Source organism: Pseudomonas sp. LW8 (assembly GCF_041956865.1).
Lineage (GTDB): Bacteria > Pseudomonadota > Gammaproteobacteria > Pseudomonadales > Pseudomonadaceae > Aquipseudomonas > Aquipseudomonas siliginis.
Map to the genome: position 1 here is coordinate 2,580,761 of NZ_CP168138.1, position 24,274 is coordinate 2,605,034.

The 24,274-nt window shown below is 53.6% G+C and carries 23 protein-coding genes; 8 read left to right on the forward strand and 15 right to left on the reverse strand.

Annotated elements, in window-relative coordinates:
* Positions 1–132 precede the first annotated feature (132 nt).
* Positions 133–891 (forward strand): SDR family oxidoreductase, encoded by a 759-nt coding sequence (locus AB9L16_RS11785; protein WP_039760604.1) that lies wholly within the window; start codon positions 133–135, stop codon positions 889–891.
* A gap of 79 nt (positions 892–970) precedes the next feature.
* Positions 971–1,477 (forward strand): nuclear transport factor 2 family protein, encoded by a 507-nt coding sequence (locus tag AB9L16_RS11790; protein WP_042609814.1) that lies wholly within the window; start codon positions 971–973, stop codon positions 1,475–1,477.
* On the opposite strand, the gene AB9L16_RS11795 is transcribed toward AB9L16_RS11790, so the two are convergent.
* Entirely contained in the window at positions 1,449–2,837 is a 1,389-nt protein-coding gene (locus AB9L16_RS11795) for a heavy metal sensor histidine kinase (RefSeq protein WP_375123618.1), read from the reverse strand. The genes AB9L16_RS11790 and AB9L16_RS11795 overlap by 29 nt on opposite strands.
* Positions 2,810–3,505 (reverse strand): heavy metal response regulator transcription factor, encoded by a 696-nt coding sequence (locus AB9L16_RS11800; protein WP_039760267.1) that lies wholly within the window; start codon positions 3,503–3,505, stop codon positions 2,810–2,812. The genes AB9L16_RS11795 and AB9L16_RS11800 overlap by 28 nt, the downstream gene beginning before the upstream one ends.
* Positions 3,506–3,720: 215 nt before the next feature.
* Here AB9L16_RS11800 and AB9L16_RS11805 point away from each other — a divergent pair, with 215 nt between their 5' ends.
* From AB9L16_RS11805 to AB9L16_RS11815, 3 genes are read left to right on the forward strand one after another with little or no spacing between them, the layout of a single operon-like run.
* Positions 3,721–4,332 carry a hypothetical protein gene (locus AB9L16_RS11805; RefSeq protein WP_160769021.1) on the forward strand — a complete coding sequence of 204 codons (612 nt, stop codon included), beginning with the start codon at positions 3,721–3,723 and terminating at the stop codon, positions 4,330–4,332.
* A gap of 51 nt (positions 4,333–4,383) precedes the next feature.
* Positions 4,384–5,025 (forward strand): cytochrome b/b6 domain-containing protein, encoded by a 642-nt coding sequence (locus tag AB9L16_RS11810; RefSeq protein ID WP_375123619.1) that lies wholly within the window; start codon positions 4,384–4,386, stop codon positions 5,023–5,025.
* On the forward strand, positions 5,022–5,792 hold the full coding sequence (locus tag AB9L16_RS11815) for a molybdopterin-dependent oxidoreductase (protein WP_281895107.1): 771 nt from the start codon (positions 5,022–5,024) through the stop codon (positions 5,790–5,792). Before AB9L16_RS11810 ends, AB9L16_RS11815 begins: the two co-directional genes overlap by 4 nt.
* Before the next feature lie 1,173 nt (positions 5,793–6,965).
* On the opposite strand, the gene AB9L16_RS11820 is transcribed toward AB9L16_RS11815, so the two are convergent.
* From AB9L16_RS11820 to AB9L16_RS11830, 3 genes are all read right to left on the reverse strand, one after another.
* On the reverse strand, positions 6,966–7,415 hold the full coding sequence (locus AB9L16_RS11820) for a carboxymuconolactone decarboxylase family protein (RefSeq protein WP_122506013.1): 450 nt from the start codon (positions 7,413–7,415) through the stop codon (positions 6,966–6,968).
* 153 nt (positions 7,416–7,568) lie between these two features.
* Entirely contained in the window at positions 7,569–8,243 is a 675-nt protein-coding gene (locus AB9L16_RS11825; RefSeq protein ID WP_123442617.1) for an FMN-dependent NADH-azoreductase, read from the reverse strand.
* A gap of 28 nt (positions 8,244–8,271) precedes the next feature.
* Positions 8,272–8,754 (reverse strand): GNAT family N-acetyltransferase, encoded by a 483-nt coding sequence (locus AB9L16_RS11830; RefSeq protein ID WP_122506015.1) that lies wholly within the window; start codon positions 8,752–8,754, stop codon positions 8,272–8,274.
* 89 nt (positions 8,755–8,843) lie between these two features.
* Between AB9L16_RS11830 and AB9L16_RS11835 the strand changes: the two genes are divergently transcribed.
* Complete coding sequence (locus AB9L16_RS11835) at positions 8,844–10,280, forward strand: PLP-dependent aminotransferase family protein (RefSeq protein WP_375123620.1); 1,437 nt, start codon at positions 8,844–8,846, stop codon at positions 10,278–10,280.
* Here the strand turns inward: AB9L16_RS11835 and AB9L16_RS11840 are convergent.
* Positions 10,273–10,752 (reverse strand): carboxymuconolactone decarboxylase family protein, encoded by a 480-nt coding sequence (locus tag AB9L16_RS11840; protein ID WP_122506017.1) that lies wholly within the window; start codon positions 10,750–10,752, stop codon positions 10,273–10,275. The genes AB9L16_RS11835 and AB9L16_RS11840 overlap by 8 nt on opposite strands.
* Before the next feature lie 612 nt (positions 10,753–11,364).
* Between AB9L16_RS11840 and AB9L16_RS11845 the strand changes: the two genes are divergently transcribed.
* Positions 11,365–12,108: an SDR family NAD(P)-dependent oxidoreductase gene (locus tag AB9L16_RS11845; protein WP_123442615.1), complete on the forward strand. Its 744-nt coding sequence runs from the start codon at positions 11,365–11,367 to the stop codon at positions 12,106–12,108.
* A gap of 444 nt (positions 12,109–12,552) precedes the next feature.
* Here the strand turns inward: AB9L16_RS11845 and AB9L16_RS11850 are convergent, their stop codons facing one another.
* From AB9L16_RS11850 to AB9L16_RS11860, 3 genes are read right to left on the reverse strand one after another with little or no spacing between them, the layout of a single operon-like run.
* Complete coding sequence (locus AB9L16_RS11850; RefSeq protein ID WP_375123621.1) at positions 12,553–13,554, reverse strand: NAD(P)H-quinone oxidoreductase; 1,002 nt, start codon at positions 13,552–13,554, stop codon at positions 12,553–12,555.
* Positions 13,555–13,887, reverse strand: a complete 333-nt coding sequence (locus tag AB9L16_RS11855) for a carboxymuconolactone decarboxylase family protein (RefSeq protein ID WP_375123622.1) — start codon at positions 13,885–13,887, stop codon at positions 13,555–13,557.
* An 11-nt stretch (positions 13,888–13,898) separates the two neighbouring features.
* Entirely contained in the window at positions 13,899–15,335 is a 1,437-nt protein-coding gene (locus AB9L16_RS11860; protein ID WP_375123623.1) for an NAD-dependent succinate-semialdehyde dehydrogenase, read from the reverse strand.
* 220 nt (positions 15,336–15,555) lie between these two features.
* On the opposite strand from AB9L16_RS11860, the gene AB9L16_RS11865 reads away from it, so the two are divergent.
* Positions 15,556–16,482 carry a LysR family transcriptional regulator gene (locus tag AB9L16_RS11865; protein ID WP_375123624.1) on the forward strand — a complete coding sequence of 309 codons (927 nt, stop codon included), beginning with the start codon at positions 15,556–15,558 and terminating at the stop codon, positions 16,480–16,482.
* A gap of 76 nt (positions 16,483–16,558) precedes the next feature.
* Here AB9L16_RS11865 and AB9L16_RS11870 read toward each other — a convergent pair whose 3' ends face one another.
* The 6 genes from AB9L16_RS11870 to AB9L16_RS11895 all read right to left on the reverse strand — a co-directional run bounded on the left by AB9L16_RS11870 (position 16,559) and on the right by AB9L16_RS11895 (position 24,058).
* A complete protein-coding gene (locus tag AB9L16_RS11870) occupies positions 16,559–16,810 on the reverse strand; it encodes a DUF2790 domain-containing protein (RefSeq protein WP_375123625.1) in 252 nt (83 codons plus the stop codon).
* A 730-nt stretch (positions 16,811–17,540) separates the two neighbouring features.
* Entirely contained in the window at positions 17,541–20,648 is a 3,108-nt protein-coding gene (locus tag AB9L16_RS11875) for a metallophosphoesterase (RefSeq protein WP_375123626.1), read from the reverse strand.
* Positions 20,649–21,517: 869 nt separating this feature from the next.
* Positions 21,518–22,411 carry a hypothetical protein gene (locus AB9L16_RS11880; RefSeq protein WP_375123627.1) on the reverse strand — a complete coding sequence of 298 codons (894 nt, stop codon included), beginning with the start codon at positions 22,409–22,411 and terminating at the stop codon, positions 21,518–21,520.
* Positions 22,412–22,632: 221 nt separating this feature from the next.
* On the reverse strand, positions 22,633–22,836 hold the full coding sequence (locus AB9L16_RS11885) for a hypothetical protein (RefSeq protein WP_375123628.1): 204 nt from the start codon (positions 22,834–22,836) through the stop codon (positions 22,633–22,635).
* A gap of 15 nt (positions 22,837–22,851) precedes the next feature.
* Positions 22,852–23,676, reverse strand: a complete 825-nt coding sequence (locus AB9L16_RS11890; protein WP_375123629.1) for an HNH endonuclease — start codon at positions 23,674–23,676, stop codon at positions 22,852–22,854.
* On the reverse strand, positions 23,669–24,058 hold the full coding sequence (locus AB9L16_RS11895) for a (deoxy)nucleoside triphosphate pyrophosphohydrolase (RefSeq protein ID WP_375123630.1): 390 nt from the start codon (positions 24,056–24,058) through the stop codon (positions 23,669–23,671). The genes AB9L16_RS11890 and AB9L16_RS11895 overlap by 8 nt, the downstream gene beginning before the upstream one ends.
* Positions 24,059–24,274: the final 216 nt, after the last annotated feature.

Genomic DNA, 24,274 nt, shown 5'->3' on the forward strand with positions numbered 1-24,274 from the left:
CCCTGGCTGACGCCTCACATAAATGAACGGCCAATGTTCATTTATGGCAGTGCCGCTGCGCCCCTGCCTCCTCGCAAAATGGCCGCACTGTGGTTCCAGTCGAGCCACACAACCGAAATCGAGGAGTCAGTTATGTCAGGTAAATTCGCTGATCAGGTCGCAGTCGTCACCGGCGCGTCCACCGGGATCGGATTTGCGATTGCACAGGGTTTGATTGCCGAGGGCGCCAGGCGCGTTTACATCACCGGGCGTTCTGCAGCCACGCTGGAGGCTGCGGTGGCCAAGCTTGGCGACAGGGCGGTCGCGGTCATTTCCGATGTCGCGCGCCAGGTTGATCTGGACGAGCTCAAGGCGACGATTGAGGCGCACGGCGATCAACTGGACTCAGTGTTTGCCAATGCGGGTATTTGTGAAAAGAACCCGCTGGGCGAGACCACCGAGGCCGCCTATTTCAACATGTTCGACATCAACGTAAAGGGAGTCTTTTTTACTGTACAGACGTTGATGCCATTGTTGAAAAATGGCGCTTCGATCGTGCTGACGGCCTCTATCTGTTCCAGCAATGGCATGGAAGGACTGAGCCTCTACAACGCCTCCAAAGCCGCGGTACGTTCCTTTGCCAGGACGTGGGCCAACGAACTCAAAGGTCGCAAGATCAGAGCGAATGTCCTGAGCCCTGGCTTCACCCGCACACCGCTGATGGATAACGGCTTGAAGATGAGCGAAACCGACGTCGCCGCGCTGCGTCAGCACGTCGAGCAGATCACGCCATTGGGGTACATGGCCGAGCCTGAGGAAATCGCCTCGTCGGCGCTGTTTCTTGCGTCTGCCGATGCGAAATATGTCAACGGTGTGGAGTTGATGGTCGACGGCGGCCTGTCGCAGATCTGACCACGTGCTCAACCGTAGCGCAGCCCTCGCGCAGGGCTGCCTTCCTCGCTTATGCGCAGCCCCTGCAGGAAACCTCATCATGAACAATGAACAACTGACAGCCCGACTGGACGCCCTGGAAAGTCGCGCCGCCATCGAGTCGCTGATCAGCGCCTACGCCAATGCTTTCGACCGCATCGACGCCTCGCTTCTTAGCTCAATCTGGCACGAAGAGTCGACACTGGATCTACCGGGTTTTGGCCAGGCTGGAAACCGTGACGAAATCCTGGCGATGGCGCAAAACAGCTGGCGCCAGATGCCCCATATGCACCACTGGATGGCCAACCCGCTGATTGAAATCGAGGGTGACAGCGCAGTGGGCACGGTAGCTGCGGATTGCCTGTTTCATGACATTGAAAAAGGCCCGGTGCAAGTCAGCGGTCTTTACCACGACAGGTTTGAACGTCGGGACGGAAAGTGGGCGTTCCTGTCACGTCGTTTTGAAATGCATTTCCTGACGCCGTTAAAAGATTGGGTACCCGCAGCGGGCGAAGAACAGTTTGCACCGTTCGAGCAGCTCAAGGGAACGACAGCGAAAAACGAATAGTCCCGGCCATTGGCTGTTCGACACCCACGTGGCCGTCATGCAGTTGCATGATGGCCACGACAATGGCGAGGCCAAGCCCGTAGGAGTCGGAATTCTGGTGCCGAGACGCATCGCCACGGTAAAAGCGGTCGAAGAGTTTGCCCAGGGTTTCGTCGCCCAGCACCGGCCCTTGGTTCTCCACCTCAATCCGGGCACCTCCGTGGGTTTCCAATACCCGTATCAGAATCTCGGTGCCCTCGTAAGCGTAGCGAACAGCGTTCGCCACCAGGTTGCTCAACGCTCTGCGCAGCAGCAAGGGGTCAGCGAGCACGATACCATCGCCCGTTATTTGGAAGCTCATTCGCCGCTCTTCAGCCAAACCCTCAAAATACTCAGCGATGCGCTGTGATTCGTCATGCAGCGACAGTTGCTGGCGCTCCACTACGGCTTGCGCTTCATCGGCGCGCGCCAGAAATAGAATGCTTTCGACGATGCGCGAGATCCGTTCGAGTTCTTCAAGGTTCGAAGCGATCAGCGCCTGATATTCGTCCTCGCTACGGCGTTGGCGAAGGGCAACCTGACAATGTCCCATCAACGACCCGACCGGCGTGCGGATTTCATGGGCAAGGTCGGCGGAAAATTGCGTCAGTCGCTGATAACCCTGAGCAAGACGATCAAGCATCGCGTTATAGGCGTCACTCAGCTGTTGCAATTCAACCGGCGTATCGGCGCTGTCCATACGGCTGTGCAGACGCTCAGGCGTTATGGCTGCGGCATGGGCGGCCATTTTGCGCAGCGGACGCAGCCCGCGACGCAATAACAGATAACCCAGCAACGCGGTTGCCAGAAAGGCCAGGGCCACGGCCAGGTAGATGCGCTCGCGATACGCTGCAAGCATCGCCATTTCCTTGCCCATAAGGTGGGCGGCCGTCAATCGGACTACACGGCCACCCGACGTCGTGACTACGGAGGCGGCGCGCAGCCTTGTTCCCGAGTCGGTCACGCCGCTGCGCAGATCACTGACGCTCAGCTTTGTGTCCTGGCCGATCACCGGCAGTTCAGGCAACGTGACGTTGAGTGGATTGACCTGGATGACCGGTGGCTGCCCCGGCTCTTCAATGATGAAGATGTCGTCTTCGCTGTCGAGCATGTTCTTGAAAATCTGCGGGCTGTCGCGCAGCTTTTCGATGGCGAGTTCGTAATGCAGGAGCTTGCGAAAATGCTCCAGACGGCCCATCACCGCGTGATCGCTGTAGACCAATACCGAGGCCTTCATCGTCTGATACAGATAGAAGCCCGCGCCGGCCACGGCCAGCATCGCGACCATGGCAAACGCCACGGTCGATCGCAGCGTCAGCGAGGGTTGGCGTCGGGACCGCATGGCCTCACCTCGCAGACATAGCCGATACCGCGAATGGTATGGATCAGCTTGATCGGGTAGGGCTGGTCGACCTTGTTGCGCAGGCGCTTGACAGCGACGTCCACCACGTTGGTATCGCTGTCGAAATTCATGTCCCAGACTTCCGAAGCGATTTGTGTCCTGGACAACACATCGCCGGCTCGACGGAGAAACAGATGGAGCAGGGCGAACTCCTTGTTGGTCAGCACGATCACCTGTTGTTGGCGGGTCACGCGGCGCCGGACCAGATCCAGTTCGAGATCGGCAAGGTGGAAATGGTCGGCTTCGCGCACGACACCGCGGCGCAGAATAGTGCGGATGCGCAACAGCAGTTCGGTAAACGAAAAAGGTTTGATCAGGTAATCATCGGCGCCCAGTTCCAGACCGCGAATGCGGTCTTGCAACTGGTCGCGCGCGGTAAGGAACAGCACGGGTACGTCTTGTCTGGCGCGCAACAGCTCGATGATCTGAAAGCCGTCAATCCCGGGCAACATCACGTCCAGCACGATCAGGTCATAGGTCGTATGCAAGGCCATGTGCAGGCCGTCAGCGCCATGCTGGGTCCAGTCGACGTTGTAACCGGACTCACCGAGCCCCTTTTTCAGGTACTCACCTGTTTTGGTGTCATCTTCGATCAGCAGGATATGCATCGTCAGGCGCGCTCGGGTTTCTTCATGACGGGATTCAGTCCGCGACATCGGTATCTCGGCTGTGCAGTGTAACGGGATGAGCGGGCGCAGTCGGTTACATTTCTGTCATACATGGTCAGGGTTGGCGAATGACAAAAATGTCATTCGACGGTCATCGTGACGTCCCGGTCTGCGGTCGAGGATGGCGACACATCAACCCATGAGGAATCGTCGCCATGCAACTCAAAAACGCCCTGTCTACCACGTTCGGTTTGGTGATGCTCAGCGCTGCCGTCATTGCCACCGCCGCCGACATGCCGGTCATCAAACCACTGCGCGGTACGGTGGAAAGCGTCAGCAACAACACGCTGACCTTCACTGTCCGCTCTGGCGCCCAGCAGACGATCGGACTGACTGACAAGACCGGTATCAGCCGGGTATCGAAAGCCAGTCTCGACTCGATCAAGTCCGACAGTTTCATCGGCTCGGCGGCCATCCCGCAGGCCAATGGAACACTGAAGGCGCTGGAGGTCACGGTATTCGACGCCAGGCTCAAGGGCAGCGGCGAAGGTCATTACGGTTGGCAGAACGCAGACGGCAGCACTGGCACCATGACCAACGGCACCGTTGGCAAACTGTCCAAAACCGACGGCCGAACATTGACCGTCAACTACAAGGGCGGCGAGAAGCAGATTGTAGTACCGGATGATGTGCCCATCGCCTATGTCGAGCCCGGCAAGACCGATGAACTGGTCAAAGGCACCAAAATTGTCGTGTTCCCCGCTGCAGATGGCACCTCCGCACGCGGCATTGCGGTGGGCAAGGATGGCTTCCAGCCACCGATGTAATCACCTGAAAAAGGTTAGGGCGCTGCTGTCTGGCGGCGCCCAGCTACATGGATGGTTTGCAAGGGGAACCACGTGAGACAGAAGAAGCTGCATCCCTGGCCGGTTCGCTTCACCCATTGGATCAATGCGGCCTGCATGGTCTGCATGTTCATGAGCGGTTGGGCTATCTACAACGCCTCGCCACTGTTCAGTTTCAGGTTTCCGGTTTCATTGACCGTGGGCGGTTGGCTGGGCGGGGCACTTGCCTGGCATTTTGCGTTCATGTGGTTGCTGCTGATCAACGGTGCGATCTATGTGCTGTACGGGTTCGTCAGTCGTCATTTCAAACGAGACCTGCTACCCATCGGGATCGCCGCGTTGAAGCATGATCTGACGGCTGTCTTGCGCTTTCGGCTGGTGCATGAAAAGGGTGTCTACAACGCAGTGCAACGCTTGATGTATTGGATGGTGCTGGCGGCAGGCGTACTGATCGTTATCTCGGGCGTAGCGATCTGGAAACCGGTTCAACTTCAGGAGCTGGTCGCGTTACTGGGCGGCTATGACGTTGCTCGTTACGTACATTTCGCGGCCATGACGATGATTGCAGCGTTTGTGGTGATTCATCTGGTCTTGGTGATTTTGGTACCGAAAACCCTGTTGCCAATGATCACGGGTGGAGTGCGGACGCCTGATAACGGGAAAAACGGGTCATGACTGAATCCACAAAAACAACGCGTCAGCGCGTCAGGCTTGAACCTGCGCAACAGCTTGAACTGGAAAACATTCAGCGCCGGCATTTTCTTCGGGCCGGCCTGACGGTGGGCGCGATGTCGATGCTGACGGGTTGCAACCTGCAGGACGGCGATCAGGTCGACAAAGTGCTTTGGGCCATGTCGCGTTGGAACGACCGGGTCCAGGCGTGGCTGTTCAGTGGACGGAAACTGGCGCCGACCTTCGCCCGCGCGCAGATCACCAAGCCGTTTCCGTTCAACGCTTTCTATGGTCAGGACGATATCCCTGAAGTAGACCTGACCAGTTACTCGCTCGCCGTCTCCGGCCGGATCAGGGACAAGGCGCCGTGGACACTCGAAAGCTTGCGCAAGCTGCCGCAACGCAGCGATATTACTCGGCTGATCTGTGTTGAGGGCTGGAGCGCGATCGGGGAATGGGGAGGTGTACCGCTGAAAACCTTCCTGGAACACATCGGCGCCGACACCACAGCGAAATTTGTCGGTTTCAAATGTGCCGATCGTTACTACTCCAGTCTGGACATGCCGACTGCCTTGCACCCGCAGACGCTGTTGGCACTGGATTACGCTAACGTGGCGCTGCCGCCCGAGTACGGCTATCCGCTGAGGGTTCGGGTCCCCACCAAACTGGGCTTCAAAAACCCCAAGCATGTTGTCGAGATTTTCGTCAGCAACGACAACCCGGGCGGGTATTGGGAAGACCAGGGCTACAACTGGTTCAGCGGGATCTGATGAAGCAAAGAACGGAACTGTCACGCCAGGAACACTGGCGAGATTCATGACACCAAGCGTGATATGAGGCATGCCGATGACCGGTATTTCTGCAGTACCGCCAGCACCATCCGTCTTGCCGACATCAGAAACCAGGATGGAGGCAGCGAGTGATGGCGCAGATTTCCAATCCCTCTTGCAGGCTCAGTCCAGGCCCCCTGTACAACAGCCGGATAGAGCTCGCGGTCGGGTGCTCTTTGATAATCTTGCCGCATGTACCTTCAATGGCGAAAAAAGAGCTATCTGCTCTGACGTTCTCGGCACAGGGGGACTGAATGCGTTTGCCATTGCAGTGGCTCTCTCGCCTATAACCGTCACCTGGGTACCGACCGAGATTGTTCGAGCGCCACTGCGTTCGCCTAGAATACGGACATTTCGCCGTCGCAGTCCCTCTTCAGACGAGAGCACCTTCCTCAACCGGTCAAATTCGGAGGATAGGGGTTACGATTAGACGGGTCTCGAAAGCTTGCTCGCCGTAGGCCAGTATTATTAAGGGAGAAGCAGCTACCGCCAATTCTCATCTGTAGCGTTGAATGGTCTTTCGTTCGCCTGAAGTAGAAAGCCCGATGGCTTCTCTATCGTGGCGAGGGTGGTGATATGAGGCAGGGTCGACTTACAGCCTATTTCCCCCCCGCTGTCATCCCCCGTTGATTCTGAGCATCAGAGAGTTATAGCCCGCCTTCAGAGCTACTTTTGGCCGAAGGTAGTCATTCGTGAACGGCCGCTTTCGGCCAGCAGCAGCCCTGATGGGCGTCCATTTTCGGCTATAAGCGGCAGATCAACCTGAGATTACCTTCGATGAAAAACCGCTAGACGCGAACTCGTGGATGTTTCCGAAAACGTCCAGGCTATAGCTGCCAACAGTATTGGCATAAACGCATGAGGAAGGCTAAGAGAAGGCTGTTAACTAAAATTGCCGCCTCTAACTGATGCGCGGAGATAGCCCTTCAAAGATGTTGAATTCAATCGGACAAATGAGGCGGGGCGAAGACACAGGCCCAGTACGGATACCGGGCCTTTAGCGTCCGCCGCAACCCACAGCGGGCATCAGTTGTGGTGGGCGTACACTAGCCTTTACGCAGGGTCAGCAGAGGGATGCTGAAGTGCTGTCTTCGGACTCATAGGCCTTCGCCATCAAGCCTTGGCAGCAGGCTTCAATCTAAAGCTGACACCCATACGATTGAAAGCGTTCATCGCAGCAATCGCTACTGTCAGGTCAACCAGATCCTTTTCCGCAAACATCGCCAAGGCGGCTGCGTACGCTTCGTCCGATACGTGGGTCTCGCTTACCCGCGTGACCTCTTCTGCCCAGGCTAATGCCGAGCGCTCCTGATCCGAGAATAGGTGCTGCGCTTCATGCCATACCGGTACTAATACCAGCTTGTCCACCGACATGCCTTCTTTGATCAGATCCCGTGAATGCAGATCAATACAGTGTGCGCAGCCGTTGATCTGCGACACTCTGAGAAACACCAAATGGATCAGTTGGGCTGGCAGGTTGGTTGCAGTGGTCGCAAAGTGATGCAAACCTCCAAGCGCCTTGGCTGCACTAGGTGAAATTTGAAACCAATCGAGGCGACTCATGATTAATTCCTCTCTGTAGGGCGATATTAAGCGTGGGACTTGCGGCTCATGGCTGCCGAGCCGGGCGAACGGCTCTCCCGAAATCAAAAAGCAAGGCTCAGCTTCAGGCATCGCTGCCGACCTTTGTACTTCGACCGTCTGGGGGCACCGGCTTCAGGCAACTGTTTCATGAGTCCTAGCTTCGATTTCCTCATGAAAGAACGTGTGCACATCGTCGTACCCTATTTTCTGCGCCGTTTTTAGCGCGTCCGTCCCTTTTGCTGTCCCTTCAACGGTGAAGTAATGCACCTGATTGAGACCGATGGTTTTCAGCACTGCGGATAGGTAGGGACGAAGAAAGTCGGGTTGCCGGGCCCTCTCACCGCTAATGTAGCCGCCGGTGGCTACGGCAACGTAGACGGGGCGATCCAATAACGTTCCAACCTTACCTTTTGATGTGCTCAGGAAAGTTTTTCCGACGCGTACAACGTGGTCAATCCAGGCCTTGAGCGGAGAGGGCACGCTGTAGTTGTGCATGGGAGTAGCGATTACCAGTACATCGCAGGCATTCAACAGGATGATCATTTGGTCGGAGCGACTCAATGTACCTTTCTGATCCTCGGTAGCTATTTCGCTCGGATGGGCCAAGGCATGGGCATAAGTCGCATCGACTGGCGATAACGTGTTCAGGTCTATATCCGTCAGTTCAATCCCGCGTATACCAGCGCGTACTGTCAGAGCGTGCAGAATCCGCTCAGACAGTTTCAAGCTTTCAGATGCATTACCGTTGGGACTGGCAATCAGGCGAAGGATTCGCAAAGGAGCGAGTGGCTTCTGAGACGGGTTCATGATATTGCCTCCTGTACGGGTGATGCGGTCATGGGGTATCGAACTGTTTTTGAAAACGCAGCGCGCCGGTATAAAGGCCTTCGCGGAAGTAGAAGCGTTGGGCGCGCGCGTTGGCCAAACCCGTGTCAAGCACAAGGCGAGCACAACCGCTGGCACGAGCCAGTCGTTCCAGAGCTCGCAATAATCGGGAGCCCCACTGGCCGCCGCGCTGGGCTTCATCGGTGATGAGGTCATCGACATACAAGAATGGGCCATAAATCAGATTCTCCTGAAGGCGGTAACCTGTAAGCGCCACGAGAGCCGATGACTCGAAGGCTCCAACCAGGCGATAGCCGCCGGCTCGCATTCGTTCGATACGACTCATAAAATCGGCCTCGCTTGTTAGGTGGGGGCGCAATTGCTGCATTACCGGGAAAGCGATTTTCAAGTCATGGCGGCTGTCTAGAGGACGCAGGGCAGTGTCGGCCAAGTCGAGCACGCTGGGCACGTAGTCTTGAAGATTGAACGTCATGGGAGAGGCCTTAGTGGGTTGTGATGGTCAAATCTTGAACTAACATTGCCTCAATTTATTGAACCAAGAAGTGAGATATGAACTAGGCCATGATGACTTCCTGTTCGCACCCTTTCGCCTCCTTGGATGGGCAACCCGGCTCGCCTCTGTACCGTCAGTTATATGACCGAGTACTCGCCGCCATCGCCGCTGGCACGCTTTCCCCTGGTGACCGATTGCCTTCGGTGCGAGCTCTCGCCAAGGATCTCGGCGTTGCTCGTGGCACCATCGAGCTGGCCTATTCGCTGCTCACGAGCGAGGGCTACCTCTTGGCCCTGGGGCAGAAGGGCACCGTGGTCAATCCCGAATTGCAGAAGCCGCTACTGTCTGCCCCCGCTTTATCCGTCAGCAGCGAGGTGATTGAAAACTCCCCAGACGCACTATGGCGTCCACCGCAACTTTTGCCGTTTCAGATGGGAGTGCCTGCAATGGATGAGTTCCCACGCAAGATCTGGGCGCGCTTGGGTGCCCGTTATCTGCGAGGCATGCGTTCAGGCGATCTGGACTATCCGCCGCCGCACGGCCTGCCTGCCTTACGCAGCGCCATAGCCTCATATCTGCAGGTGTCTCGAGGTATCGATTGCGGCGCCCATCAGGTATTTATCACCAGCGGCTGGCGCAGTAGCCTGTCGCTGATCGCACATACTTTACTGCGCGCAGGGGAGCGAGCCTGGGTCGAAGATCCTGGCTACCCAACCACGCGCCAAGTGCTTCGTCAATTCGGTATTGAGCTTGAGGCAGTGCCAGTTGATGCCGAAGGTATGGATGTGGAGCACGCCATTGCCAGGCATCAGGCTGCACAGGTCGTCATGGTGACGCCGGGGCATCAAAGCCCATTGTGTATGGCGCTGTCTTTGCCTCGGAGACAGTTGTTACTCGATTGGGTGGCCCGGAGCGATGCCTGGGTTGTCGAGGATGATTACGACGGCGAGTATCGCTATGTCAGTCGCCCCTTGCCGGCGTTGGCGAGCTTGGATCGCAACGGGCGCGTGCTGTACGCCGGAACTTTCAGCAAGGTGCTTTTCCCCGGTATCCGCCTTGCCTACCTAGTGGTGCCTCAGGGGCAAGTGGCAGCGTTTGAGCGTGTAAGTCGGGCGTTATTCTCCGCAGGCTCGCCAGCGATTACTCAAGCGCTGGTCGCAGAGTTCATTGTCGAGGGGCATTTCACTCGGCACATTCAGCGCATGCGAAGGCTCTACAGCGAACGACGCGCTTTGACTATTGAAGCGTTGGAGCGGAGTTTACCCAATGGACTGCTGGTGGAGCGCTCGCCAGGAGGGATGCACCTGGTACTCCGTTTGCCGGAGGGAGTAGTCGACACTGCCCTGACTGAGCAACTGCTGGCCAAAGGCATCGCCGTGCAACCCTTGTCGCGATGGAGTGTTTCGTCGCGGCGTCAATCTGGGCTGCTGCTGAGCTTCACCAACTGCGCCTGCGCTGCTCAGGGCGAGCAGCTTGGCGCGTTTATAAACCGTGCGCTCAGTTGAGGTTGGCTTTGGTCAGGCCGAACACCTCATCCGACGAACCAGGGACTGCCTGAAAGGCCACATTGAGGCGATTCCAACCGTTGATGGCGACAATCAGGAACGACAAATCCGACAGATCCTGTTCGGAAAACTGCTCACGCACATCCGCGTAGAGGCTTTCAGGTACACCATGGGATGGCAGTTGGGTCAGGGCTTCTGTCCAGGCGAGCGCCGCGCGCTCTATTGGCGAGAACAGTTGCGATTCACGCCAGACCGCAATGTGATGGAGGCGCAATTCGCGCTCGCCATGGATCTTGGCTTCCTTCACGTGCATATCCACGCAGAACGCGCAGCCATTCAATTGAGACGCCCGCAGCATTATGAGGTGGGCCAGGTCAGCCAGTAGCGGCTTCTTACTCAGTTGCATCGTCAGCTCCACCAGCTTATTGGAAGCCTGAGGCGACTGTTTGAAGTAATCAAGACGGTTGTTCATGGCGGTCACTCGCAGCGGGTTTAGGGTTGTTGGAGCCCACAGTAGCCACGCGTGGTCTAGTCAGACAGGGCCAAGAAAAGACCTTTCAACTAAGCCATACAGTTCTGATTCGCGATTTGCCGTTCGCCGATGTTGCCAAGCCGGTTGTCCGTGAACCCGGCGGAAGGCGACCCAAAGCCGGTGTATAAACTGGCACAGTAAGCGGCAACTGAGTTGCGATGCGCGATAGTTCTGGGGTGGATAACAGGTGCAGCGCCTTTGTGAAGACTGATTCCTCTCGCCGGTCGACAACGCCGAAACAGATCGCAAGAGAGTGGGGCGGTGGGCGGTCAATCCGCAGTTCGCAGAGCAACTCGGGCGTGTTTACGAAGAGTGGAGTGGCATTTTCCTCTCAAAGAAATTCGATGCGACCGGATTTTCAGTCCTATAACGCACTTGAGAACACAGCCATTGGTGCGTGTCAAAAAAACCTTTTTGTCGTCATTTCGACAAAAACGAATAATGGTCAAATTGACTCGGTATAGCTTCAGCACCCTGATTTTTATGACGTTTGAGGTTGGCATGAAATGTGTCAGTGATGGGTAAATGGTTTAATACCCAAGGAGCTGAAACATGAAAAGTGAGTTCGACAATCGTGTCGCTGTGGTAACCGGAGCAAGTTCAGGCATCGGACTGGCAGTCGTTCAACGATTACTAAGCTATGAAGCGACGGTAGTGGCGATGTCCCGTGGCCGGGGCGGCCTGGCTGCACTCAAAGACGTTCATGGTGATCGCCTCCATATTGTCAGTGGCGATGTTACGGTAAGTTCGGATCTTGAGAAGCTTGCACACTGCGTCTCCAGAATCGGGCCTGTAGATTTTCTAGTACCGAATGCAGGAGTCGCTGTATTTGAAGACAGCTTGGCGAGTGAGGGATTCGAGCGAAATTGGGCCATCAACGGAGCAGGTGCGCTTAACACGCTTTCAGCTTTGCGAGCCCAATTGGCGAGACCCGCTTCGGTTGTATTTGTGGGGACTTTTCTTTCCGCTTTGGCCTTCCCAGGCTTGGCTGGCTACATTGCGTCGAAAACAGCACTGACAGCGCATGCTCGAACCTTAGCCGTCGAACAGGCTGAGGCCGGAGTTAGAGTGAACGTCGTATCGCCAGGGCCAACAGCTACGCCGATCTGGCGATCACTAGGGTTGGATAATGCGACGTTGTCCTCAGTCGCGGAAACGGTCAACCAGCGCTTACTAGAGGGTAAGTTCCTTGAGCCGGAAGCGGTGGCAGATGTGATTCTGTTCCTTCTATCAGAGCGAGCACGTGGCATTTACGGCCAAGATGTTGTGGTAGATGGGGGGTATACCTTGCGGTAGGCGTTAGAAACGCATTGAGGTCGAGGAGACACCTATCCGGTGCGGATCGTGCTCTCGGCCTCTATTTTCTGCGCTAACTTTACCTCTAATTGACGTGATCAACTCGGGCCCTTGATTAAGTACATTCTCCACATAGTTGCCCACCTTTTATCAATGAAATTCTCAGCTGGCCAGTGCCGTCACGCCCAGCTTGCCTTGAAGGAAAGACGAACATGGCAAGCCTGCAGCGGTGACCACTTTGCCATATGCATGGCTCATCTAGGTCCGCTTTTGGCTGTTAGCTGCCGCTAACGCACGACCACTTTCGGCCAATCACCTGTCACGATTATCCTAGTTGTCGCGATCAGCCTATTAAGAGTGCACTGCTCAGAGGTGTTCCCCTCTCCCGTTGAAGGTGTCCACTAAGGGCACCATTTTTCAGCTCTATGCCTCATGTGGCCGTACTTAAAGCAGATCTTCAGGTCGCATCGTCAAAATGATTTTCCCGACGTTTTCGGAAGACTCCATCCGCCGATGCGCGTCGGCAGCCCGTGCTAGCGCAAAGGTGCTATCGACAACCGGCTCAAGGCTTCCGGCACCCTCGAAGCGATCAAGCCAATGTTCGCGGAAGCGCTTGATCATGGCGTGTTTCTCCGGTTGCGTGCGCGACTTCATGACCGTACCGATGATTTGCAAGTGGCGATAAAGAATGTCCTCCAGCGCCACCGTGACTTTGCCACCACCGCCGAGAATCCCCACCTGAATGAGGCGGCCGCCGCGTGCAAGGGACGCGACGTTGCGCGCGAAGTAGGGCTCACCGATAAAGTCAATGATCACATCGACGCCGCGACCCTGGGTTTTGTCGGCGATCACTTCAGCGAAGTCCTGCGTCTTATAATCGATCGCCACGTCAGCGCCCAAATGCTCGACACGCGCCAACTTGCTGTCTTCGGTTGTCGCATACACCGTGGCGCCGGTGGCGTAAGCCAACTGCACAGCGGCAGACCCGACGCCGCCGGCGGCCGCGTGAATCAGCACGGAATCGCCAGCCTTGAGCCGAGCCAGATGCATCATCGCTTCATGGGCCGTGACGAAGACCTCGGGAATGGCTGCCGCGTGTACATAGTCAAGCTGCGCGGGGATGTGCATGGCCATGCGGTAATCGATGCGTGCCAGCTCGGCGTATGCACCGCCACCGACCACGCCCATGACTCGATCTCCGACCTCGAACTCCGTCACCGCGCTACCTTTGCCGATCACTTCGCCGGCGATTTCCAGGCCGATGATCAGCGAGTCGCCGAAGTTCGGATGGCCGTAGCCACCGGTCCGGTGAGTCAGATCCGCACGGTTCACCCCGGCGGCATAGACACGCACCAACAGGTCGTCAGGACGGACTTCAGGATTGGCGAACTCTTCGAGTTCCAGGACGTCTGGCGCACCAAATTCTGTGATGGTGATGGCTTTCATTCAGTTGTTCTCCATTTCGCTGAACGTGGTATTGGCGATAGCCGATGCGGTGATGGCGCCAGGGAAGCCCACGTAGAACGCCAGGTGCGTGATCGCTGCCGCTAGTTCGTCGTGGGTTACACCATTGTCAGCTGCCCGGCGTAAGTGGGCAGGCAACTCTTCCGAGTGACCAGCGGCTATCAATGCCGCCACGGTGATCAGGCTACGGTCGCGCGGGGACAGCGCCGGGTCACTCCATATCTGCGGATAAAGCGTTGAGTCGACGAATTGCGCCAGCTTCGGCGTGAACGCGCGCGCCGCTTCGCGAGGACTGTTGAAGTTGAGCTTGGACATTGGCGAGTTCCTTAAACCTGGCTGATGAATTTGTGGGTGAGATAGTGCTCGATGCCTTCAATACCGCCTTCGGAGCCGTGACCGCTTTCTTTCATGCCGCCGAACGGGAGCTCGGTCGCGATGATGCGGTATTGGTTGATGCCGATCATGCCGGCCTCCAATCCGTCGGCCACATCAATGGCCGTGCGCGCGCTGGAGGTGAACGCGTAGGCCGAGAGGCCGTACGGCAGGCGGTTGGCTTCTTGCAGTCCATCGGCCAGTTCGTCGAATGGCATCAGTACGGCGATGGGGCCGAAGGGTTCTTCGTGCATGACGCGAGCGTTCATCGGCACATCCGCCAGAACCGTGGGTTGGAAGAAGTAGCCTTCGCCTGACAAGGCTTCACCACCGACCAATACCCGTGCACCTTTCTCAACGGCATCGGCGACCAGGTCTTCCATTTTTGCCAATTGCCTTGGGTTGGCCAAAGGTCCGACCTGTGTATCCGGATGCAGGCCGTCACCGATTCTCAGGGCTTGGGTCGCAGCGACAAACCGATCGACAAAGGCTTGATAGGCGCCACGCTGGATTAGAAACCGAGTGGATGAAATGCACACCTGTCCGGTGCCGCGAAAGCGGTTGGCGACGCCTTCTATAGCCGCTTTTTCGATGTCGGCATCCTCAAACACCAGCACCGGTCCGTGCCCACCGAGTTCGAGGGTGATGGGCTTCACACCTTCGGCAGCGCGTGCAGACAGCAGGCGACCGATAGGAACTGAGCCGGTGAAGGTCACTTTGCGAATGATCGGCGAAGCGATCAGATGGCTGGACACTTGATCCGGTACGCCAAACACCACTTGCAGCACACCCTTGGGCAATCCTGCATCGTCGAGTGCACGCGCCAGGGCCAGCGCTGTGGAGGGGCTTTCTTCACCGGGTTTGAGAATGACGCTGCAACCGGCGGCCAGCGCAGCCGATAGCTTGCGTGATGGGGTGATGGCCGGGAAATTCCACGGTGTGAATGCGGCCACTGGGCCGATGGCTTGGCGTTTGACCAGTTGCAGCACGCCTGGCCGATTGGCCGGGACCACACGGCCATCGATACGCCGTGCGCTTTCGGCAAACCATTCGAAATACTCCGCCGCACGGGTCACTTCATCCAGGCTTTCATTCAGCGGCTTGCCTTCCTCCAGGGTCATCTGCGCGGCGATCTGCGGTGCGCGCTGGAGGATCAGGTCGGCGGCACGCTTGAGGATCTTGGCGCGTTGGTCAGGCACGGTCTGGCGCCATTTCTCGAAGCTCAGGTGAGTCACTTCAAGGGCGTGATCAAGGTCGCTCGCGGTGGCGAGTGGGACGCGGCCGATTTCCCGGCCGGTTGCCGGGTTGACGACGGCGGCAGTATCGCGCCCTTCGGCACTGATCCATTCACCACCGATGAAAAGATAAAGCGGGTCGTAGGAGGTTTTCATGATGCGCCCTTCAGTTGGTTGTCAGAGATTCGGATGAAACCTGGCGCCTGTTCAGGCGGCCTGTGCAACCAAGTCTATGGAAGGAGTGCGCATTGATTTAGACGCGCCAAAGGGAATCATTGTTGTCGCCAGAGGTAATATCGAGCCGCAGGCCGAACGTGTAGCATCCGGAAAAATGCGCGTTATCACGGGTGAGCGTCAGATATACAGGAAGGTCGCGATGGATAAGCTTTCGAACATGTCGGTGTACATAAAGGTTGTCGAGATGGGTAGTTTCACGGCCGTGGCCAATCATCTGGACTCCACGGTCGGGAACGTCTCGCGTGCTGTCTCTGCGCTGGAAAACGTGCTCGATGCGCGCCTGTTGCAACGCTCGACCCGACGCCTGTCGGTCACCGATGCGGGGCGACGGTTCTATGAGCGTTGCACGAGAATTCTGGCTGATCTGGAGAGTGCCGAAGCAGAAGCCAGCAATGCCGCACTGGAGCCTAGGGGAACACTGAGGGTGCATTGCGTTCCCGGACTAGCCCGGCATCTGGTCACCGGGGCCGTGCTGGAATACCGCCAGCAATTCCCGGAAGTGACCGTGGATTTACTACTCTCGCAACGCATGCCTAACCTGTTGGAAGACCAACTGGATGTCTCGATTCTGATCGCCCGCGCGCTCCCCGATTCGGCGTATGTCAGCCAAAAGATCGGTGTCAGCCATTGTGTGCTGGTGGCGTCGCCAGACTACCTGGCGCGGCATGCGGCCCCGGAGACACCTGAAGACCTGCGTGATCATCAGTGTCTGCTATTGGGCACCGTGGACTATGTGCGGGATGAGTGGCAGCTGAAGAGCAAGGCGGGGGAAGCGACATTTGTCCCGACAGGGCCAAGTTTCAGCGTCAACGATATGGATGCAATGGCGCTGGCCATTCGAGAGGGCGCGGGGATTGGCTTGCTGGCCGGGTTCACGGCCATCGATGATTTGCGTTCCGGCAAGCTAGTGCGGGTTTTGCCTGAGTACCATACCTATGAGCGCAACGTGTACGCCGTCTATACCTCTCGGCAGTTTGTCGATGCGAAAATCACCCGCTTTATCGACACGTTGAAAGATCGGGTTGGCAGTCAGCTGGCAGCCACGGCCCAAGCACTGATCGATTGAAACGCCGAGGAGCAAAAAGGTTTTTGCGCCTCGATGAGACTACTCTCCGAGGCGCAATGATCGGCGAACAGTTGACTTAGCCCTGGCTGCAACGGCCCATGACGTTATAGGCCAGTACGTGGCGTTTGCCTTGCGAATCCTGGTAGGTCATATGCGTCGGTACCACTGCGCAAACATCCGGTACCGGGTCTTCAGAAATGACCTTGGCGACATCAAGGTGGGTGCCATAACCGTATTGCTCGACAGGTTGAGTATTTGCAGTGCCGTCCTGTGCCGCTACCACAGAGCTGAAGCCCAAGAGTGCGACGATGATCATTGCCGTTTTCATAATGATATTTCCGATAGTCAGTGTGATGTTGCTGGCAGGACGAACTTTAGGCTTGAGGGTTTTGCGGAAACAGGCGCGGATCAGGGAAAGACTTTTCTCAATTCCGAACACAATCGTGAGGTGTCTGACGTTAGCGCTTTTTTATTTGTGGCCATCCACTTTTGGGCGAAAACTGCTATCAAAGGCAGCCACATGCCACTGAGGTCCGAGGTCGAATCAACAAAATTTGAGGGGGGACGCAGTAGTGTCAGAAGGGCATAGTTGCGGAAATGCCCGAAAAGATGCGGAAACGATCTCGTAGTGTGGGGCAAATTTTTCCGAATGCCGGAAACGACAAAGCCCTGAATAATCAGGGCTTTGTCGTACTTAAGATGGCGGAGGCGATGGGATTCGAACTCATGAACCTGTTACAGTCGACGGTTTTCAAGTCCATGACTAAAACGAGTAATTTCAATGGATTATGACCAGAGTATTCCGCTTTGATTGTGCGCAAATGTCACTCGGTATGGCCGCTAACGGCCAGAAGCGGACGGTTGAAATCGGCACCTTCCGGCCAAGAACGGACGCTCAAGACGCATAAGCACGAAGAAGGACTAACTTGTTAGAAGTTAGGCGCCCTATAATCAGCTTGGTAGCAGATAGCGAGAATAGCCACTAAAACTAACGACAAAATCTATAGTTCTAAGACGACAAGCAAATCTCGCTTTTACAGGCTATTTTTTAAATGGCGTCATCCATGATGAGGTAGTGACCATTTGAATATTTTCTTTCCAGCTACATAGCTATGATTTTTTTGGCTTTGCATTGTAAGTATCTTCCGCCGAAGACGCTCAATCCATGATTGACTTCCACCTTTCGCCTCAAAAAGATTTAATAACTCAATCGACTTCGGTAAGTCTTCGGCTTTTTCTAACTGATAATAAATCTCGTCGCAAAAAATCACATCATCAACTGTGCCTTCGAGAATTAAGTTCATACGCAACTGTGAAGCCTCGGGACCACGACCTAATTGCTCTAAAATTTTTCCCAAAATGGAGTCTGTATACACATCTGTAGCGCCGAAGGACTGAGCTTTTTCTAATATCTTTAGTGACTTATCTGGGTTTTGCTGCTGCTCCAGTTGATATAAGGCCTCTTCATTATAAAGAGCCGAATTCATACTTCCTTCTTCAATGGCCAATCGGCGCTGACGGGAAGCCTCCGCTGCATCCACGACTAATTGAATACAGCGATTTTGGATCGATTGAACATAATTATTGACAGAGTCTGGATAATCTTTTTGATGAGTTTCTAGTCGTTCTAAAAAAAATTCAGCGCCAGCTTTACCCTGTGCCAAAAGTGCTTGTCCAAGGTTGGCAACACCTGGCGGAAAGTTGGGATTCAACTGCAACGCTTTTTCAAATGCGTAGATCGCTTCATCGCAACCCAAACTCTGAGTTTTTTGCAAGCTTTCACCATAAAAGCGCCAAGCCTTGGAGTCTCGAGGATAAATATTTACTATTATCTGCAAAACTTCCTGTTGCCGAATAACACTTTCTCCTGCATCCCGCCGTCGATGATATATTCCCCAGAGGGCACTCTCGCTCCAGCCTATTTCCTTTCCTTCCAAATGAGCAATCCAAATATCTATATCAGCGAGGGAATCCGCACAAAGCAGATGATAAAAAGCCTCGTTTGCTCTCTGTAGGTTAATCTGCTCTATCTGCCTGCCAATTTGATGTTGCCAACATTGAGCAATTAGCAAGTGCTTACTGGAGATTTCTTCAGGTATGCTGCTAGCGTAGTCTGGAGAAAACTCTGCGTCACCGAGAGCCATTTTTTGGCGAATCCAGCCGGTAATAAATCCGTGTAAATAATGATCTTTGTTATTGTCAATCGGCAAAAGACCAAGTCTTCTTAATTTTTGCCATGCATGACTTACACCAATGCCATCCTCTAGCTTGTCAGCATGGTCTTGTGGGATTGCATTTCTATAAAGTGCCAGAACCCTCAAAAGACTGCGTTCGCTATCCCCGATTATTTCATCATGTAATATGGAAAGTAATTTTTCGTCTAATCGATCAATAACGTCTTGGCGTATTGTTTGATAAACATCCCATGGTGTAGAGCGTTTTTCCCGCGCGATAGACGCAAGTAATTCTGCGGCTAACGTGTGAGCGGTTCCCCCGTGCCCACCTCCTAACCATTGGAATAGAGCTTTCAGACTATTGCCTGAATAGGTCCATTCCTCTTCCTGTCCCAGAGGAGCACTTTCAACAAGTAGTTGAGCGAACCCCGACTTATCCAAGCCTGGAACCTCATAAAGTAGACAGTTAACGCCGAAACTGCCGTCATCGACCTTTTCATTAAGTTCAAAAACAAATTTCCAATCGGGAAAAGCAATTGAGAGGCTTTCTAGCAAAATACGTACTTCCGCATTTCGCCATTTACTATTGTGCATAAGTAAGTGTGCGTTGTTTACCCAGATATAGGCTGTGTGGGGGTCGGGATAGGATTTCAGCAACCCCGCTGCCATTTCTCTTGAAGTTACTCCGCTCGGCGGCTGCGGATCTTCTCGGCGATTATTTAGAACATCCAGCAACCTGCGAAATATCTCTCCTGCGGTTATTTGCTTGCTACAATTTATATCGAGAAACTTTAAGGAGTTAAAGTTCACTTGGTCATGAAGTTTTTTGATTAGCGCCGTTTTCCCATTCCCACTCATTCCGTACAAAGCAATCGATGAGTTATGCTCTAGATAATCAGTTAGCACATTGAGAAGTTTTTCGCGCCCACAAAATGGTGGCACATAAGGCAATGAAGGGTGATTCACAGCCTGAGTATTTGCATCTGACCCTGCGCTATATTTCTGCGGCCTCTTAAGTCTAAGGGAAGAGTTGAAACTCCATTGCCCTTCATCAGCGTGGTCGGCAACTGGCTGTATTGTCCAACCTTTGTTATACCCGAATAAATGGGCAGTGGTTGCTCCAGTGAGCGGGTCGGTCCTCACTAAGTTAACACCAAATTGATCTATGGTATCTGCTCCTACGGCGCCCGCGGCTAACTGAATGCAGTTTTCAGTAGGGCGGACCCAAGATGTATGAGTATGACCATGTAGAAGAAAGTGTAGACTCCTACTTGCACGACTTTCTGCGTCATGTTGCTCAGCTTCACTAAGCCAATCGAACGGATGATGAATTAAGCCAATCCGAATATCCGCACCATTGATTATTTCCGACATATAATTAAACTGCCACTCGCTTGCAAGCCATACATGACGATCATCTTCTGGTCCCGCGCAACTCCACGCAGAGTTAAATCCAGCTACGCCTACGATAAAATCGTTAATTTCTAAAGTATGGGCGTATAAATGATAGTGTTCTTTGTATAACTCCGGACGATATTCTTTAACAAAATCTCCATATTCGACTAGTCTTCCCATTGCGGATTTGTGATCAAAAGTACAATCTGCAAACCGCTCATTAATCTCTCCAACATGATTTCGCGATTTTTCCGCCATCTCGACCAGTCTCGCCTGCTGGTCACCTGAAATGTTTTTTCTATTAACATCATGATTTCCAGGGACTAGGAATAATCTATCTTTGGTAAGATCGCAACACTGAAGCAAATCATCGAAGAACTTTGCTGCCTCCTTATACTGCTCTTTGAGTGGGGCACCGCTGGTTTCTCCAAATGCAATATCCCCCGTGCAGAATATGATGTCCGGCTTCTGCAGGCCGCTGGCGAATCTACGGCTCAAAAAAGTCAACAATTCACGGCGGATTACATTATCGCGCCAAGCGGTCTTTGGATGGAAGTGGATATCTGATAAGTGTAGCCAGACTAATTCTTTTTTCATGTATTTACCAATGTTGTGGCGATCTTACCTAGATCGAAATTATTTTGTGAGAACTTGGCCGGCTACAACACCTAAAACTAATTGCTTTATATATAGCAAGTTGACAGGTATCTTTCGAACTTAAGCGTCGATACGAGACTGCGTAGCCTGCACAACGCCCGGCTTCCATTTATTTGACTTTGCATCAAACATGGCGCAAAAGCGCTTAAGGAGGTCAAATTAAGATTGGTCATTATAATCGATTCCTTTCGACAGTTACTACAATTTAAAGGAGGTGCATGAAACCCTGGGTCATAATATTAGTTTTATCAATATATCCAGATCGTGCAAGCCAGGTCAAGCGCGCTATTTCATGCGTCTCAATTGATGCCATCCTCGGCTCGGTAGACGTGACTTCAGACTGAATCAAGATGATTACCCAGATGATCGACTGCGTACGTGCAAAACATCCTATCCTTATGTGAATGTTTAAATACAATCAGTAGCTAATAACTTCAATCGCTTGCTCAGTCCCCGCATGAAAACTCTGGACATACCGCGAATGCGATCAATGGTAAAATTAGAAGAGCGGAAGTCCTTGACAATCGCATCTTTTTACACTTCACAGCTTGCAGCTGTAATACGTAAGTGTCTCGAGGAAAGCGTGCTTTGGCCCGAACTCTACCAACCGCGAGAGGCAACCTTGAACGTCTGCTTATGGTCGAAAGCCGTCTCTCATAAGCAGCCGCGTTCGGCTAAAAGCTGACGGTGGCGACCGCAAGCATTGTTATCAGTGTGTTGGTTGGCATTCATTTAATTCGCACCGGACGCCGCCAGAGTTCAGGAAATCATGTGCAGAAATTAAAAACCTAAGTCAATGACATACAACCTCAATCTTCTGGCCTATCAATAAAACACTGCTTGGATGCATCAATCAGCTTTCCACAGCCATCATGCTCGAACTCTATGTCATCCCGAGGAGTCCAAAAAATAAATGACAACCCTCCAAACAAGATTACCTGAGTGTACATCATATCCTCCTTTATGCTTGTCATGAACATATGATGCTTAGCAGTAAGTTTAACAATAGGCTCGTAATGGTCGGCAGGCAGCTGCTGCCAATACAGCCCTGACGCTCTGAGTTTTTCTTCAGTACGAGCCTCAAAGGCGGCTCTAAACACATGCCCGCTCTTAGAAGTTATTGCAATATCCCCATAAGTCTTGACAGTAAATAGGTAAGCCGCCTTGATTGCCTCGCGTACAATCAACATAAAATCACTGTAAAAGCTCATATCCAAGCGCTCTTTGCTGTGGATAAGCATGGTTATATCGCCTTGTCCACTTCTCCCCTTGTCAGCCATATTCTTGGCAATTTTAGCCGCTTCCTCAAAAACCTCTTCGCTAAAGCCTTTTACCAAAAAATCCCCAGTGAGCTTGTTCTTTTCAATAGGTTTTCGATATTTGAAATCAATACTTTCCTTGCTAACATTCGCAGTAAATCGACCTCCCACCTCGGTCTCTCCATGCATGGTTGCAGTCTTCCCACCAGAGCGTCCGTGGATGTCGGCCATCATGCAAAGCATTTTAATAAGTTGGTCATTTACCATTGGAGCGTCAATCAGCTCATTAAGCCGACTATTCTCAGACAATGCTGCCTCTACAAAAAATGACTCCGGAGCGCCTATTCCTACTGGTAGTACATGCTCCCTATTAATCTGCCCAACCTCTATCAGAGGTCTGACCAGATAGGGGCAAAGAGTGTTTTTAATCTCAGTGCTTGCCATCTAAAAACTCCCGGATCCGTTAATTTTGCGCTAATTACTTAAACTTGCATGCAAGCAAATCAAACTCATCTGTAAGCCGGAGTGAGCGCGCTCTGTAGGCGGCGCTGTGCGTGCTCAAGGTAAAGTATGGATTCAAAAAAAATGTCCGCCTCTAGCCGGGAACAGCCACTCATGACGACCTACCGATGGGTTTTCTGATCACGGCATAACGATGCTGACTGTCAGTTACCAGTCCGATCAACGTTTTTCGAGGGCAGTACAAACCCACGTAGATGAGTTAAGGCAGTCACTTCAGGGTCAAGGCCACGCAACGTGGTTGCCCGCTGGCTACCGTCAGGTAGATAAACTATGAGCTCATCTCCGTGAACCGAGTAGGTGCCGCTGTACTTTGTCTCTTCATCTTCAAAACTGATTTCCTCGTCCACACATAGCTCCTTTAATTAGTGGGAATTGATCCGTGCGACCAAAAATATTTTGTCAGCCTGGTCGTCAAGCACATGCATTTTTCTATGGCAGTTGGGGCAGAGAGCAACTGTGTTTTCCACCGTATCTGCTCCACCATGTACAAGCCACTCGATATGGTGTGTCTCCAGATATGGCGTCCCATCCTTCCTGTTGAACGGAGAGGCTTCCTGGCACAAATCACATCGCCCCTTGGATCTACGCTTAGCGTGCTCTGCTACCCATGGTGAGCGCTGGTGTTGCGTGACTCTGGCGCTGCGCTTCCCAACATTGACCCGTCCTTGACGCCGGGCTAACGCTTCTACCTCAGCGTCACTCAATTTCCGGGCCTGTTTTTCCTTGACCCGATTGAGTTGCTGCAGCGTGACATCAGAAATTGCCGGCGGAGTGCCCGATTTCAAACGCAAAGGGAAAACCCAAACAAAGCGGTCCTGCCCTTCTACATCCGGTTGTCTCTCTTGGTATGGCTCATCAGCCAGCATTACCTCACCGATGTAGGTATAGGTCTTGGCGGTAAAGACTTCGAATAGATGTACGGCCACTCCATTAATGCGCGATTCGTTCAGTGTTCTGTTTTGGTTGAACGCAAGAGATTGATCACCGACCTGACCCATACCGGTGTAATGCAATACATCTTCGACCCAGCGATCGTCGTAAATTGACGCCACGTGATTAGAAACAATGACGAGAGTGTTGGTTCGATTTGACCGGCGCATTCCACCTTGAGGACTGCACAAAAAATGAAGAATTAGGTCTTCGTTTTTAAGGTTTGATCCGGGGACAGGAGAAATGAAATTAGCCATATTTCCGGATGATCTCTTGGGCAATGGGAATGTCGGCAGGAGCCAAGTTGTATTGAAGGAGTTCTTGAGGTAGCACCCACTGAAACCGGTCGTGGACCTGCAAGGTGAACTGAGTGGATTGCAGCTGAACCGAAATGGCGATCAGTTCGATCTCACCGCCGGGATAGGTGTAAGTCGTGGTGGTGAGTATTTCGCCGGCGACAGACTCAACACCAAGCTCCTCACGTAACTCACGGGTAATGCACTCCAGGGCAGATTCTTCGTGTTCAAGCTTGCCGCCTGGAAACTCCCACAGGCCCTCGAGTTTTTGACCTGGAGCCCTACGAGTGATGAGAATTTTCCCATCAAGATGAACGACTGCAGCGGCCACCGGTTTTTTCATGTCGCGAGTCCTTATCGCCGGGGCCAAAAGCACCATATTAACAAATGGCCATCATCATAGCCGATTCCCTCATCCGTTTTGAATCTAGACCAAGGTCGATCAATTTGTGAACCGCCCTAAGTTTTATAGACGCTCTTGATGTCCATTTTTGGCCGAAAGCTGCCGTTGTCAGGGTCGCGATGAATGTTGATGGTCGTTAGGGATTTGGAGTTCGAA

Coding starts and splice junctions, on each gene's coding strand:
- AB9L16_RS11880 (WP_375123627.1), bottom strand. CDS start 22,411: ATGGCAAGCACTGAGATTAAAAACACTCTTTGCCCCTATCTGGTCAGA.
- AB9L16_RS11850 (WP_375123621.1), bottom strand. CDS start 13,554: ATGAAAGCCATCACCATCACAGAATTTGGTGCGCCAGACGTCCTGGAA.
- AB9L16_RS11890 (WP_375123629.1), bottom strand. CDS start 23,676: ATGGCTAATTTCATTTCTCCTGTCCCCGGATCAAACCTTAAAAACGAA.
- AB9L16_RS11855 (WP_375123622.1), bottom strand. CDS start 13,887: ATGTCCAAGCTCAACTTCAACAGTCCTCGCGAAGCGGCGCGCGCGTTC.
- AB9L16_RS11810 (WP_375123619.1), top strand. CDS start 4,384: ATGGTTTGCAAGGGGAACCACGTGAGACAGAAGAAGCTGCATCCCTGG.
- AB9L16_RS11835 (WP_375123620.1), top strand. CDS start 8,844: ATGATGACTTCCTGTTCGCACCCTTTCGCCTCCTTGGATGGGCAACCC.
- AB9L16_RS11805 (WP_160769021.1), top strand. CDS start 3,721: ATGCAACTCAAAAACGCCCTGTCTACCACGTTCGGTTTGGTGATGCTC.
- AB9L16_RS11860 (WP_375123623.1), bottom strand. CDS start 15,335: ATGAAAACCTCCTACGACCCGCTTTATCTTTTCATCGGTGGTGAATGG.
- AB9L16_RS11865 (WP_375123624.1), top strand. CDS start 15,556: ATGGATAAGCTTTCGAACATGTCGGTGTACATAAAGGTTGTCGAGATG.
- AB9L16_RS11830 (WP_122506015.1), bottom strand. CDS start 8,754: ATGACGTTCAATCTTCAAGACTACGTGCCCAGCGTGCTCGACTTGGCC.
- AB9L16_RS11800 (WP_039760267.1), bottom strand. CDS start 3,505: ATGCATATCCTGCTGATCGAAGATGACACCAAAACAGGTGAGTACCTG.
- AB9L16_RS11895 (WP_375123630.1), bottom strand. CDS start 24,058: ATGAAAAAACCGGTGGCCGCTGCAGTCGTTCATCTTGATGGGAAAATT.
- AB9L16_RS11815 (WP_281895107.1), top strand. CDS start 5,022: ATGACTGAATCCACAAAAACAACGCGTCAGCGCGTCAGGCTTGAACCT.
- AB9L16_RS11845 (WP_123442615.1), top strand. CDS start 11,365: ATGAAAAGTGAGTTCGACAATCGTGTCGCTGTGGTAACCGGAGCAAGT.
- AB9L16_RS11795 (WP_375123618.1), bottom strand. CDS start 2,837: ATGCGGTCCCGACGCCAACCCTCGCTGACGCTGCGATCGACCGTGGCG.
- AB9L16_RS11875 (WP_375123626.1), bottom strand. CDS start 20,648: ATGAAAAAAGAATTAGTCTGGCTACACTTATCAGATATCCACTTCCAT.
- AB9L16_RS11825 (WP_123442617.1), bottom strand. CDS start 8,243: ATGAACCCGTCTCAGAAGCCACTCGCTCCTTTGCGAATCCTTCGCCTG.
- AB9L16_RS11790 (WP_042609814.1), top strand. CDS start 971: ATGAACAATGAACAACTGACAGCCCGACTGGACGCCCTGGAAAGTCGC.
- AB9L16_RS11785 (WP_039760604.1), top strand. CDS start 133: ATGTCAGGTAAATTCGCTGATCAGGTCGCAGTCGTCACCGGCGCGTCC.
- AB9L16_RS11870 (WP_375123625.1), bottom strand. CDS start 16,810: ATGAAAACGGCAATGATCATCGTCGCACTCTTGGGCTTCAGCTCTGTG.
- AB9L16_RS11820 (WP_122506013.1), bottom strand. CDS start 7,415: ATGAGTCGCCTCGATTGGTTTCAAATTTCACCTAGTGCAGCCAAGGCG.
- AB9L16_RS11840 (WP_122506017.1), bottom strand. CDS start 10,752: ATGAACAACCGTCTTGATTACTTCAAACAGTCGCCTCAGGCTTCCAAT.